The sequence below is a fragment of the Lunatimonas salinarum genome (assembly GCF_017811155.1).
Taxonomy (GTDB): Bacteria; Bacteroidota; Bacteroidia; order Cytophagales; family Cyclobacteriaceae; genus Lunatimonas; species Lunatimonas salinarum.
The window spans coordinates 78,533-92,010 of record NZ_JACVCV010000014.1 but is presented as its reverse complement, the minus strand read 5'-3'; the positions used below and the strand labels follow the sequence as shown (position 1 = coordinate 92,010).

Genomic DNA, 13,478 nt, shown 5'->3' with positions numbered 1-13,478 from the left:
AGCAGCCCCCTACTCACCGTGCATATAAATCTTTTTTGCCAGCAGATCTTCCTCCGACTCTCGGTGGTCAGGATCGTCTACGCAGCAATCTACGGGGCAAACGGCAGCGCATTGAGGCTCCTCATGAAACCCTGTACACTCAGTGCACTTTGCCGTTACAATATAGTAAAACTCATCTGATACCGGATCTTGCTTTTCCGTCGCATCGATCACAGAACCATCCTCCAAGGTAACCTCTTTCAAATTGGTCCCGCCAGCCCATGTCCACTCAATGCCCCCTTCGTAAATCGCCGTATTGGGGCACTCCGGTTCGCATGCACCACAGTTGATGCATTCATCTGTTATCATTATAGCCATCTCAATTCATCTTTTAAGTTGTTTGCAAAACTACTAACCATAATACAATTCAACAAACATTTTGGTTTTGGAAAAGCCTAAAATATTCACCTACATTAGTTGTTGTACGAAATAAAAAAGGATTGACTGACTCAATAAGGATTTTTGACGGGGATTAAATACCTTTGCCCCAAACGCTATAACGTATAGTAGGATTTATCTCCACTCAATTAAACCATCTGCTAACTTCTTCCCATGAGCTTTACGTTGGAACACCGGATTCAGGCATTTGCTACGCTGGGAAACCTGCTCGATAACATTCCTTCCGAGGAACTGGACTCGCTTTTCAGCCAAGTGACCGGCAACAACCCTTGGTTTACACCCCATCAGACCAAATTAGCGCTGAACGGAATCCGCCTTTTTTTGCATTCGGAAAAGCTAACGGAATGGGCTGCAACCTACCCTATAATGCTTCCCAAGCATCCGAAGTCCATCGGATTGGTAATGGCAGGGAACATACCGGGAGTCGGTTTTCACGACCTCCTTTGTGTATTGGTTTCTGGACATGTAGCCCACATCAAATGTAGTTCGACGGATAGCGTTTTGATACCCTGGCTGATAGCAAAGTTACTGACCGTAGAACCAAGGTTTTCCAATCAAATCCAATGGGCTGAGCGATTGAAGGGGATGGACGCCTACATCGCTACCGGCAGCAATAACTCTGCACGTTATTTTCAGTACTATTTTGGGCAGTATCCGCATATTATCCGAAAAAACCGCAGTTCTGTTGCCGTTCTAAATGGAAAAGAGAGCGCTGAAGATTTCAAAAAGCTGACCAACGACGTGCTCCAGTATTTCGGGCTAGGGTGCAGAAATGTTTCCAAGATCTTTGTCAGAGACTATCAGCAGGTATTGGATTTTTTAAATGCCTCGGAAAGCATGAAACAAGTAATGGACCACCACAAATACGCCAACAATTACGATTACAATAAATCAATATACCTTGTCAACAAGGAACCACACCTAGACAACGGGGTTCTACTGATGCGGGAGTCGGATGACTGGGTATCCCCTATTTCCGTGGTAAATTACAGCTATTATGATGACCTAGTAAGTCTGAAACAGGTGTTGAAATCAGCCGCTGACCGCATTCAGTGTGTTGTCAGCAAAAATGGATGGCTTCAAGGCTCAGTGGATTTCGGGATGGCACAGTGTCCCGGGCTATCCGACTATGCAGACAACGTAGACACACTTAAATTCCTCCTTTCTCTGAACTGATTGCCTATCAGCGAGCGTGCCGTTTTTTCCACGGCCTTTGACTTGGCTTTATTCGTTATAAATAACCTAAAGGGAGTGTTCAAACAGATTTTTTTGGCTGATTTTTATATCTTTGCGGGAAATTGAGTTTTCAAGTCAACATAACTACAATACATTTCCAATGGTATTCGATATAGAAATGATCAAGGCTGTGTATGCTGGATTTCCGGCAAAAATAGAAGCAGCCCGAAAGGCAGTGGGTAAACCGCTTACACTGACCGAAAAAATCCTTTATGCGCACTTGTCTCAAGGAGATGCAGACCAAGCCTATTCGCGAGGCAAGGACTACGTGGATTTCCAGCCTGACCGGGTAGCTATGCAAGATGCCACCGCCCAGATGGCGCTGTTGCAGTTTATGCAGGCGGGGAGATCCCAAGTAGCTGTTCCATCTACCGTGCATTGCGATCACCTGATCCAAGCAGAAATAGGCGCTAGTACCGATTTGGAAAAAGCAAAAAATAAAAATAAAGAAGTTTATGATTTCCTAGCTTCCGTCTCAAACAAGTATGGACTGGGATTTTGGAAACCTGGAGCTGGAATCATCCACCAGGTAGTCTTGGAAAATTATGCATTCCCTGGAGGCATGATGATCGGTACCGATTCCCACACACCAAATGCCGGGGGACTGGGTATGGTTGCCATTGGTGTAGGAGGTGCGGATGCTTGCGACGTAATGGCAGGACTGCCTTGGGAACTTAAGTTTCCTAAATTGATCGGAGTGAAGCTAACGGGAAAACTTTCGGGCTGGACCTCTGCAAAGGACGTAATCCTAAAGGTGGCCGGTATTTTGACCGTGAAAGGTGGAACAGGCAGTATTGTGGAGTATTTTGGCGAGGGGGCTAGATCCCTGTCGGCTACCGGAAAAGGCACCATCTGCAATATGGGAGCTGAAATCGGAGCGACGACCTCTATTTTTGGGTACGACGAAAAGTCGGAAGCTTATTTGCGTGGTACAGGTAGAGCCGAGGTAGCGGATTTGGCCAACGGAATCAAAGCCCATTTAACAGGCGATACAGAGGTATATGAGCATCCTGAAACGTATTTTGACCAGGTCATTGAGATCAACCTTTCAGAACTGGAGCCTCACATTAACGGCCCATTCACGCCAGACCTAGCGTGGCCTCTTTCAAAATTCAGCGAAGCCGTAAAAGAAAACGGCTGGCCGCAAAAATTGGAAGTGGGATTGATTGGATCCTGTACCAATTCATCGTATGAGGACATTTCCCGTGCAGCGTCGCTTGCACAACAAGCGGTAGATAAAAAATTGAAAGCCAAGTCTGAATACACCATTACACCTGGCTCTGAGCAGGTTCGGTTTACGGTAGAACGAGACGGCTTTCTAGGTATATTTGAGAACATGGGGGGTGTCGTATTAGCAAACGCCTGCGGCCCATGTATCGGCCAATGGGCGAGACACGGTGCTGAAAAGCAGGAAAAAAACTCTATCATCACGTCATTTAACCGGAATTTTGCCAAAAGGGCGGACGGCAACCCGAACACCCACTCTTTTGTGGCTTCCCCGGAAATCGTGACTGCCATGGCAATCGCGGGAGACCTAACGTTTAACCCCATGAAAGATACGTTGGTAAATGAAGAAGGGCAAAATGTGATGCTTGACGAGCCAATGGGTCTGGAGCTACCTACCAAAGGGTTTGCCGTGGAAGATGCCGGATACCAAGCTCCTGCAGAAGACGGTTCCAAAGTTGAAGTTCTAGTGGACCCTAATTCAGACAGACTACAGCTATTAGCGCCATTTGCGGCTTGGGAAGGTACGGATCTTAAAGGTTTGAAACTTTTGATCAAAGCTCAGGGAAAATGTACCACAGACCACATTTCAATGGCCGGTCCTTGGTTGAGGTACAGGGGTCACCTAGATAATATCTCCAACAACATGCTAATCGGCGCAGTGAACGCATTTAATGGTGAAACCAACAAAGTGAAAAACCAGCTCAACGGGGAGTATGGTGAAGTACCTGCTGTTCAGCGCCAATACAAACTCCACCACGTGGGATCCATTGTAGTTGGCGATGAAAACTATGGGGAAGGTTCTTCCAGAGAGCACGCAGCGATGGAGCCACGTTTCTTGGGCGTTCGCGCCATCCTGGTAAAGTCGTTTGCCCGTATTCACGAGACCAACTTAAAGAAGCAAGGCATGCTTGCGTTGACCTTTGACAATCCAGCTGATTACGACCTTATCCAGGAGGACGATCAGATCGATATTGTTGGACTGGAGACCTTTGCACCCGGAACGCCATTGACGGTGGTGCTAAACCATGCAGACGGCTCCAAGCACCAAATCAGCGTAAATCACACCTACAATGAAGGACAGATCGGCTGGTTCAAGGCAGGGTCAGCACTTAATTTGATCAAAGCAGGAATTTGATACCCTGGAGTTAAATCCATTCGAAAGCCAGGTTCATTGGGAACCTGGCTTTTATTATTATCATAGCTCCCTCGTAGTCCAATACCGTTGTTTTTAGTACTACCTGCACGTAAATACCTTAATCCTATTACCATGAAGATTACCACAGGCATCCCAAAATGCCTTCTATTGTTAATTTTTACCCTAATTGTTTCCGCCTTCAACGGGGCTTTTGCTCAAAAAGTAGAGTCAGACGAACGAGCACTTATTAACACCAATGAAGGCCTGGGATTCCAGAAAGATTCCCTCTTTCTGCTGAACCTTCGATTCCGTATTCAGAACAGAGCCGGATACAACAATATCCGAGGGGACAATTTCTCCGTGGACATGTATGACATGAAGGTAAGGCGGCTGAGGCTGCGACTGGATGGGTATGTGCTAAATCCAAAAATCCAATATTATATTCAAATGGCCTTTTCCAGATCAGATATGGACCTGGAGTCCGGTAGCACTGCACAAGCACTGCGAGACGCCATCGTATATTATACGTTCTCTGATCGGTTTTACGTGGGCTTTGGCCAATCCAAACTTCCCGGAAACCGGCAACGGGTAGTAAGCTCTGGAAACCTGCAGTTTGCCGATCGATCAATCGCCAACGCATTTTTCAACATCGATAGAGACTTTGGAATCTTCGGATATTATACACAACCCCTAATGGAGGAGTCCCTACTGATGATTAAGGGAGCAATCAGTACCGGACAGGGGAGAAATGCATTTAACAACAACGATGGATTTGCCTACACCGGCAGGTTGGAGTTTCTTCCCTTTGGAAAATTCCTGAATAACGGTGATTATTCAGAGGGAGACATACAGTTTGAACAAAAACCTAAACTATCGATAGCGGCCACAGTCAGCAGAAACCACAAAGCCATTAGAGCCGGAGGGCAAACGGGCTTGGTACTTTACGAAGACCGAAACCTGAACAGTCTTATTATTGACGGTGTGTTCAAATATGCTGGATGGGCGATCTCCTCGGAATACATGAAACGAAGCACGGCCAACCCCATCACCGAAAATGCGGAGGGGTTGACCCGACACGTTTACGTTGGCTATGGAATAAATAATCAAGTGAGCAAGATGGTCTCCCGTAAGAGTGAACTGGCAATAAGATATGCTTTCATCACAACGGAGGAACAACTGCAGTCCCTAGAGGCCGATATCGACGAGCTGTTGCTCGGGTTCACCCGATACCTAAACGGCCATCGGATCAAGGTGCAAGCAAACTTTGGCTACCGATGGGTTGAAAGAACCTCCTCCATTGAGGGTCTGTCATCCGGCGTTACAGGAACCTTTCAAGTCGAATTCGGCATTTAGACTCAAGGGATCCACTTGATGTGTTTAAAGTTAGGTTTGCGCTTTTCCAAAAATGCATTCCTTCCTTCTTTTGCCTCTTCGGTCATGTACGCCAATCGGGTAGCTTCCCCTGCGAAGACTTGTTGACCCACCAGTCCATCGTCGGTCAGGTTAAAAGCGAATTTTAGCATCTTAATGGACGTTGGAGACTTGGCAAGTATCTCTTGCGCCCACTCGTAAGCGGTGTCCTCCAATTCGGCGTGAGGGACTACTGCATTGACCATGCCCATATCATAGGCTTCTTGCGCACTGTAGTTTCTGCCAAGAAAAAAGATCTCTCGTGCTCGCTTTTGGCCCACCATCTTGGCCAAGTAAGCCGAACCATATCCGCCATCAAAGCTCGTCACGTCTGCGTCGGTTTGCTTAAAAATCGCATGTTCCTTGCTTGCGATCGTCAGGTCACAGACCACGTGGAGGCTATGCCCTCCTCCCACAGCCCATCCCGGAACCACTGCGATGACCACCTTTGGCATAAAACGGATGAGACGCTGTACCTCTAGGATGTTTAATCGATGCATGCCATCCTCTCCCACATACCCCTGATGCCCTCGCGCACGTTGATCCCCTCCGCTGCAAAACGCATACACGCCGTCCTTGGGTGACGGCCCTTCTGCTGAAAGCAGCACCACCCCAATTGATGTGTCTTCCCGGGCATCCAGAAAAGCATCGTATAATTCGCTGGTAGTCCTTGGTCGGAATGCATTTCGTACTTCTGGACGATTAAACGCAATCCGGGCAACCCCGTTGCTTTTCTTATACGTGATATCTTCAAACTCCTTTACCGTCTTCCAATGGATCATGATCGTAATTTTTATGTGCAAGATAATAGCCTTGCATGAATTTTTTGCGAATTTTGACTAGTGATTCGCTCAGGAGGTGATTTCAGCTGAATTTGACAACGCTTTTATAATCCATAATCCCTAATAAGATTGAGCTCCTACCGCAGTACAATAAGAGAACTGGTTATTACCCCTTCCAATTTACTCACCTTCGATGAAATAAGGCGTGGAGATTGGAAAGTAGACGATCAAGCCTGGGAATCTGCGCTACGCTTTTGCCAACAATGGCTGAATGGACAGGAGTATTTTACCCTGAATACTTCCGGATCTACCGGCCCTCCGAAAGAAATCCGGGTACACCGGGAACTGATGCGCAAAAGCGCAGCTGCGACTAAAAAGCAACTGGGCCTCCGATTAGGCTGTGTGCTACTGTGTAATCTAAACACGGATATGATAGCCGGCAAAATGATGCTAGTACGGGCTATGGAATGGAAGGGCCTTCTTCTTCTAAGCACTCCCAGTTCGGTCATTAGCAGCCCTATCAGCGATATGGACATCGACTTCGGTGCCGTGGTACCCATGCAGCTGCAGGCAAGCTTGGAAAATGCGGACGGATTTAAGATGCTAAATCGAATAGCCAACCTACTCGTTGGCGGCGCCCCGACGCCTCCGACATTGCGGCAAAAAACAAAGTCACTAAAAGGGCGGGTTTATCAGACCTTTGGAATGACGGAAACGGTGTCTCACATTGCTTTGGCTGACCTCAAAGCACCCGGGCCACTCCTTTATAAGGCCCTACCGGGAGTCAAGCTATCCCTTTCTGAATCCGGTACTTTGGTCATAAAAGCCCCAATGGCGATTGCCAAAACAATCTATACCAAGGATGTGGTAACCTTTGTAGGCGACAATACCTTTGAATGGCAGGGGCGTGCAGATTTCGTCGTTAACTCGGGGGGAGTCAAGCTCTATCCGGAGGTGATTGAGGCGGAAATAGAGCCCTACTGGCGGAAATATTTTCCACATAATCGGTACTTTATCTGGAAGGTAGCTGACAGTTTACTCGGCGAAGCCTTGTTATTGGTCACGGAAGGGGTGACAACCAAAAATCCAGATTTGAATGATTTTTTAATCACCATCAACCTTCATCTTCCCAAATACCACATCCCTAAGCAGATTTTCACCGTTGACACCTTCAAGATGACCTCATCATCCAAAATCAACAAACCGGAAACCCTGAAACCTTTCCTCAAATGAATCAGTTAGTCTTTTTGATCCTGTATTTCTGCATGAGTACACCTATCAACAGTCATTTCAATGTAACTTTCACCCATCTGCCGCACAACGAAGGCACCGTACATGTGCTTCTTTTCAATCAGCCGGATGGTTTTCCAAATACTCCATCCAAAGCCTATCGCAGCTTCAAAGTCCCCATAAGTAACGGCAAAGCAGATTTGTCCATCAAAGGTCTACCGGTAGGTATCTACGCTATTTCTACTTTTCATGACCACGATGGTGATGGGCTTTTTAGAACCGGACCCTTTGGAATCCCAAAAGACCCTTATGGCTTTTCAAACGATGTCCGAGGTGTTTTCGGCCCTCCTGCCTTTGAAAAAGCCGCTTTTACCCTGAAGGAAGCACCAAGAAAAATGTCCATCCGAATGAGACTATAAATGTTTAATAGGCCACATCCCGAAACCAGCCGGTAATACTGGCACGTTCCCTGACGGTAGGCAATACTTCATGCGGGATTTCCCCGCTCAGGAATACCACCAATCTCCCACTCTCCGGCAGAATGTCGGTGTAGGACTCCTCTCCGTCCGTTGCGGGTAGATAAATCCGCAGGGCACCTCCATCGTCTTCCTTCCAGTCATCGTTAAGGTATAAAATCACCGTTACAACCCGGTATTTAACTGCCTGAAACTGATCTAAATGACGAAGATAGAATGATCCGGGAGGATAAATGGCAAAGTGGCATTCAAACGAACGAAGCCCCAAAAAGCACCGCTGATTGATCGTATGCCTCAGTTCGTCCATAAGCTTCCAATAAGCGGCCTGTGTCTGCGATAGGTCGGATTCATCCATCCAGAAAACCTTGTCGCTTCGTATTTCCGGCCGAATGGCAAATGAATCCCCCTTGCCAATTCCTGCATGACGGAATTCTCCATGGGATAGGAGTTGTCGTTTTTCCTGGGATAAGGCTACTCTTAACGGTTCTGGGACATAATGATCTACCACTACCCATCCCCGCTCATATAGTGATTGGGCAATAAAGCTATTCTGTTCACCCATGATTTGACCGTCCTCTTGCATACGAAATCCCTAAACTAGGCTACAAATATAACGACACTAAATTTCCTTTTACGCAACATTTTTAGTGGCAATGGGCTAATTTTGTCCCTTCGGAAAAAAACTATCTGGCATGCACCTAAAATCGGAGGATATCATACGACTGGAACTGGACTACAGCACGGGCGACATTCCGCCTCCCTTCAACCATGTTTATAAGCTAAAGCTCAGCTTCGATCGGAATTTCGTCAACACTCAGTTTGACTTGACTTATCTCCACAGAGAAGAGCTTTCCGAAGCGGAAATCACCAACGAAGGATTTACACTGGAAGATGATTTCAAATTCGTTGGCGAGATCCCGAAGATTTGGGAAGCTCCTTTCAAGAAACTATACTCCCAAAGTAAATGGTCTAACCAAAAGCAATTGGGCGATAATGGAGGCATCCGGCTACTTGCCAAGGATCTACACGGTAAACTTGTAAGAAGTATTCCTTCCAACCAAAATGAGTGGCAGTACCTTGCCCAAGAATTTGTCCAAGCCATCTATGAAGTCAGCAAACGGGAAAGTCCTCTTCAGATTCGCTTCAAATCCATTACCACCGATCATGTGTGGCTTTACGATATGACGGTTAAATTTGCTACCCGAAAAATAGACTTATCCCTAAACGGCTCGCCGCTGAGCTTGGGATGGGAAGAAGCAAAGGATTTACTTGCCAATATCTATCTCCCGGACTATGATTATGAAATTGCCAAAGCATCTGAACCTACCAAGCGGGGAAACTACATCGATGTGGGCGATGGCCTATGGCATGATTTCAGCAAGGGTGTGCACAACTTGGACGATGCTTTTGATGCCAAAGGGCAGATTCAGAAACACTTTGAAAATATGAATAAGCCGGCGACTTAAAGAGATGCTTGCGGCGAAAAAGACCACAAAAATAGAAAACAACAGGCATTGACGTGAGCCGATTGAAAAGTGATGGACTTGGATTTATCCGCTCAGGGAATGGAAACAACCAACGGGCCAAAATCGCAGAAGCCTGACTTCCATTCGTACCAGTCCGCCCAAGAAGCAAAGAATAAATTTTGCCGATGATTCACGACTACCGGACGATTGCAAGCTTCGACCTGCTGCACCAACGGCAGTACGGAGCGCTTTTATTTGGTCTTAGTCACCTCCGCTTTCAAATCTCGGATCATCTCCGCAATTTCCTCAAGCGTAATGGAGGGATTCTGTCCATGAGGTCTTGGAAAGTCAGTACTGATGAAAGCCTTCGCCTCCCATATCTCCAACAGCTCGGAGGGGTCAAGTTCGAATGGCTTGTAGATTTCATTATCTGAAACCAAAAAAAACTTCCCTCTCTCGTCCAGGTAATTGAATACCCGCTTATAAACCACCCCCTCGCTTTTGGTTACCAACACATAAGTTCGGGCACTTTTCACCTCCCGAAGTGACTCGACGTAAGCCCCAATGACAATCGTACCGGGATGAACGGGAAGCATACTGTCCCCACTAATTTCGAAAGCCCGGTAAGTTCTATCTTTGGGCAGATTGGGTAGGTGAAACTGGGGTAAATTACCCACATATTCCGTGTCAGAATAGCCATTTAGGTATCCGGCGGCGGCCCTTTGACTGACCATGCAAATCCCTTCTCGCTCATCCCTATCAATTGTAATTGCGAGGATTTTAAGATTCATATCGGCTGCCACCCGCCTACCTTTCTTTGAAAGATCGACTGTAAGCAGCTCATCGACTGTTACACCAAAAACCTCTGCAAGTATCATCAACCCGCCTAGCTTTGGTTCCGACCTACCATCCTCGTAAGCCGAAATCATTGTCCGCTTTATGCCCAGGCGATTTGACAATACCTCTTGAGTCATTGCCGCCTGCTGTCGGAGAAACCTGATATTTGTAGCCAGATACATTTCCACTCCCTTCTCAGGCAGAATACATAAAAAAGTTATGATCTTCCTTCCAATACTCTTTGAATGAGAATTTCATCAGATCAAGGTTAGATGACTGCCGCATCAAGATACGGCATCTCAGTTCATGGAAGATTTCTTCATCGGTACAGTTCCCTTCGATCAATAAATAGCCATACTTGGGCATTAGGCCGCCCTCCACGGTAAATTTGACTTGAAGATTGCCGGAAGGTAATTTTTTGGTTGTGTAACTGATCTGCATGACAAAATGACATTGCGTTAAAATGAAACCATTGTTTATATAATCAACAAACCAAAGATACAAATGTTTGTTTTATAAACAAATCAAAAACTGAAATAGTAGGTTAATTTGAAATCTACTTTTCGTTTATTAATCAAAATTTTTCAGATTATCTGATCAAAATTAAACCCAATAATTCAACTATAAACTCTTTTTTATATTTCAAGGTTATTTTTTCAACTCAAATGATGGAATTAATTTTTTTTAATTGGAATTTGCGCTAAATTTATCACTCATTAGATCACTACTAACAACAGAGAAATCATGAAAAACATCAACAGAAGAAACTGGCTTAAAACAAGCGTGCTGGGATTAGGGTCTATCTCCCTAGCTTCCAGTGAGCTATTTGCAAAAAGTAACGGCTCAACAGCAGCGAAGTGGAGCAGTGAGAGTTTGGTTAAAGAGGTTATTCTCCCGCCTTTAAATGAGGTTAAAATGAGGGCACGGCTTTCTGCAAACGAGAATCCATTTGGACCTTCTGCTAAGGTTCAAAAGGCCATTGCAGAATCCATATCTGTGGGCAACCGGTACGGCCATGCAGACGCAGCTTATTTGATCAGCATGATTGCAGAAAAAGAAGGTGTGAAACCTGAAAACATCATGTTAGGCCCAGGCTCCACGGACCTACTGGAGAAGACAGCGATCGTATTATGCAAAGATGGCGGCAATGTAGTTTCCGCGGATCCCACCTACATGTCATTGGTCAATACCGCTGAAAAGATTGGTGGCAGCTGGAAAGCTGTTCCTCTGAAAAGCGACTATTCCCATGATCTCCCAGGAATGAGCGCTGCGGTAGACGGAAAGACCAAGTTGATCTATGTTTGTAACCCAAACAATCCAATGGGGGCGATCACAGGAAGTTCTTCTTTGAAAGAGTTTTGTAAATCAGCTTCGAAAAAGGCACCTATTTTCGTTGACGAAGCCTATTTGGAGTTTATGGACAAGCCAGAAGACAATACGATGGCAGGCTTGGTAGCGGAAGGATATGATGTAATGGTAGCAAGGACATTTTCCAAGATTCATGGTATGGCAGGACTACGGGTAGGCTACTTGGTAGCAACCGAAGAACGCATCAAATCAATCACTTCTTTGGTACGAGGAACCATGGGGCTATGCGTAACTTCATTGAAGGGGGCTATTGCAAGCATGCAGGATGAGCAATTCCTGACCAATTGCCGCAAATGGAACAAGGAATCCAAAGAATTCACCCTAGACAAAGTGGTTTCTATGGGCTTTTCTCCGATCCCTTCCCATACAAGCTTTATGATCTTTCCAATTGAGCACGAGGGCAAAGCTTTCGCTAAAAAAATGCTGGATCAAGGTGTGGGTATCCGGGTATATTCCATGTATGATTCCTCCTGGTGCAGGGTAAGTATGGGCACCATGGATGAGATGAAGCTATTTGTAGATGCACTAAAAGTTTCCACTACCTAACAGCCACAAAACCTACGACAATAAACCCAAATAACCCCCATATTAATATGCATTGACCACTAATAATCAAATACATTTATGAATATAGCAGTCCAAAAGACGCTTTCCCTACTAATCTTGTTAGTAATAGGATTCTTGCTAAGAGGGAAGCTTGGAGATTCTGCGCAACAAAAGGGGTTAAAAACGCTGATACTTACTGTAGCATTACCGGCAATCATCTTCGTGGCGTTGTTGAAGGCAGAGGTGCAGCCGGACTTGCTGATGCTGCCAATCCTAGCGATCGCTTTTAACGTAGTCTTGTATTTTATTTTGAAATATACACTGCCGTTTTTTGGGATTGAAAAGGACAGCAGCACGTATCGGACTTACCTTTTGCTGTTTCCGTCGCTGGCCCCTGGTTTGTCTTGTTTTCCTTTTCTCATCGAATATCTGGGAGACGATGCGTTGGCATGGGGTGCCCTTGCAGACATCGGAAACAAAATCTTCGTGCTGATTATTGCCTATTTGATTGCGATGAGATGGTACTTTAAGATTAACCAAGATTTAAAAACCGGAAATGGAGACAAGATAAAGTCTCTGTTGCTGAGCTTGATCAATGAACCGATAAATATCGTAATTATTCTTGCTCTGGTGTTATTAAGTTTGGACATCCATCTCGTTGACCTTCCAACGTCCATATCAACGGCAATTGGCACACTTAGCAACTTGATGACGCCTCTGGTACTGATTTACATCGGTGTTGCAGTTATCTTCAATTGGAAACAGATTCGAAAAATTGCCGGATTGTTACTGGTAAGATCAGGATTAACCTTTGTACTCAGCGGGGCTGTCCTATTATTTGCTCCTCAACTATCCTTTGCGGCGATTATGGTGCTGGTGGTATTCCCCCAGAGTGCCATCAGCTTTTGGCCCTTTGCCCATATGGCTTCTATTACAGCACTTGAGCAAAAACGTGAAAATAAGCGAAATAAAACATTCGACATGGAACTGGCTGTGAACATACTCGCTGTTTCCCTACCGTTTTCTACAGTGGTTATGTTGACGGTTTTTTCATTCGGTGAGTTGTTTGCGTCATCGTCCACCTTACTCGCAGTAGGTTTTGGATTGATAGCCTTGGGAATCATCAAACCGGTGCTCTCTTGGTTTAATCTTATCGAATACAAACCCTCCTTCGAAAAAGAAGGACACTAACCCGACAACCGCAAAAATTAAAAACCACCACTAACCACCTTAATCAGGTTAAAAAGCAGGGCTAATAAGTCCTGCTTTTTTTTAGTCTATATCCCTTGAAAAATAATTCCTATCCGCCAATGGATTATTTCTTTCG

The 13,478-nt window shown here is 45.6% G+C and carries 13 protein-coding genes; 8 read left to right on the top strand and 5 right to left on the bottom strand.

Annotated elements, in window-relative coordinates; genetic code table 11:
- Window positions 1-9 precede the first annotated feature (9 nt).
- Window positions 10-357, bottom strand: coding sequence for a 4Fe-4S binding protein (locus IAQ59_RS16485; protein ID WP_209331941.1), 348 nt, complete (start codon window positions 355-357; stop codon window positions 10-12).
- A 234-nt stretch (window positions 358-591) separates the two neighbouring features.
- Between IAQ59_RS16485 and IAQ59_RS16480 the strand changes: the two genes are divergently transcribed.
- From IAQ59_RS16480 to IAQ59_RS16470, 3 genes are all read left to right on the top strand, one after another.
- Entirely contained in the window at window positions 592-1,614 is a 1,023-nt protein-coding gene (locus IAQ59_RS16480) for an acyl-CoA reductase (protein WP_209331940.1), read from the top strand.
- A gap of 160 nt (window positions 1,615-1,774) precedes the next feature.
- A complete protein-coding gene (locus tag IAQ59_RS16475; protein ID WP_209331939.1) occupies window positions 1,775-4,036 on the top strand; it encodes an aconitate hydratase in 2,262 nt (753 codons plus the stop codon).
- Window positions 4,037-4,168: 132 nt separating this feature from the next.
- Window positions 4,169-5,389, top strand: a complete 1,221-nt coding sequence (locus IAQ59_RS16470; RefSeq protein WP_209331938.1) for a porin — start codon at window positions 4,169-4,171, stop codon at window positions 5,387-5,389.
- 2 nt (window positions 5,390-5,391) lie between these two features.
- Here IAQ59_RS16470 and IAQ59_RS16465 read toward each other — a convergent pair whose 3' ends face one another.
- Window positions 5,392-6,228, bottom strand: a complete 837-nt coding sequence (locus IAQ59_RS16465; protein ID WP_209331937.1) for a 1,4-dihydroxy-2-naphthoyl-CoA synthase — start codon at window positions 6,226-6,228, stop codon at window positions 5,392-5,394.
- 129 nt (window positions 6,229-6,357) lie between these two features.
- On the opposite strand from IAQ59_RS16465, the gene IAQ59_RS16460 reads away from it, so the two are divergent.
- Window positions 6,358-7,461, top strand: a complete 1,104-nt coding sequence (locus tag IAQ59_RS16460; RefSeq protein ID WP_209331936.1) for an AMP-binding protein — start codon at window positions 6,358-6,360, stop codon at window positions 7,459-7,461.
- A complete protein-coding gene (locus tag IAQ59_RS16455; RefSeq protein ID WP_209331935.1) occupies window positions 7,458-7,877 on the top strand; it encodes a DUF2141 domain-containing protein in 420 nt (139 codons plus the stop codon). The genes IAQ59_RS16460 and IAQ59_RS16455 overlap by 4 nt, the downstream gene beginning before the upstream one ends.
- A 4-nt stretch (window positions 7,878-7,881) precedes the next feature.
- Here the strand turns inward: IAQ59_RS16455 and IAQ59_RS16450 are convergent, their stop codons facing one another.
- On the bottom strand, window positions 7,882-8,496 hold the full coding sequence (locus IAQ59_RS16450) for a 2OG-Fe(II) oxygenase (protein WP_209331934.1): 615 nt from the start codon (window positions 8,494-8,496) through the stop codon (window positions 7,882-7,884).
- Window positions 8,497-8,626: 130 nt separating this feature from the next.
- On the opposite strand from IAQ59_RS16450, the gene IAQ59_RS16445 reads away from it, so the two are divergent.
- Window positions 8,627-9,400 carry a hypothetical protein gene (locus IAQ59_RS16445; protein ID WP_209331933.1) on the top strand — a complete coding sequence of 258 codons (774 nt, stop codon included), beginning with the start codon at window positions 8,627-8,629 and terminating at the stop codon, window positions 9,398-9,400.
- Between the two features lie 251 nt (window positions 9,401-9,651).
- On the opposite strand, the gene IAQ59_RS16440 is transcribed toward IAQ59_RS16445, so the two are convergent.
- Both IAQ59_RS16440 and IAQ59_RS16435 read right to left on the bottom strand, forming a co-directional pair.
- Window positions 9,652-10,419, bottom strand: coding sequence for an XRE family transcriptional regulator (locus IAQ59_RS16440; RefSeq protein ID WP_209331932.1), 768 nt, complete (start codon window positions 10,417-10,419; stop codon window positions 9,652-9,654).
- A 13-nt stretch (window positions 10,420-10,432) separates the two neighbouring features.
- A complete protein-coding gene (locus IAQ59_RS16435) occupies window positions 10,433-10,678 on the bottom strand; it encodes a hypothetical protein (RefSeq protein WP_209331931.1) in 246 nt (81 codons plus the stop codon).
- 303 nt (window positions 10,679-10,981) lie between these two features.
- Between IAQ59_RS16435 and IAQ59_RS16430 the strand changes: the two genes are divergently transcribed.
- Entirely contained in the window at window positions 10,982-12,151 is a 1,170-nt protein-coding gene (locus tag IAQ59_RS16430; protein WP_245189658.1) for a pyridoxal phosphate-dependent aminotransferase, read from the top strand.
- A 78-nt stretch (window positions 12,152-12,229) separates the two neighbouring features.
- Window positions 12,230-13,342, top strand: a complete 1,113-nt coding sequence (locus IAQ59_RS16425) for an AEC family transporter (RefSeq protein ID WP_209331930.1) — start codon at window positions 12,230-12,232, stop codon at window positions 13,340-13,342.
- The last annotated feature ends 136 nt before the right edge of the window (window positions 13,343-13,478 follow it).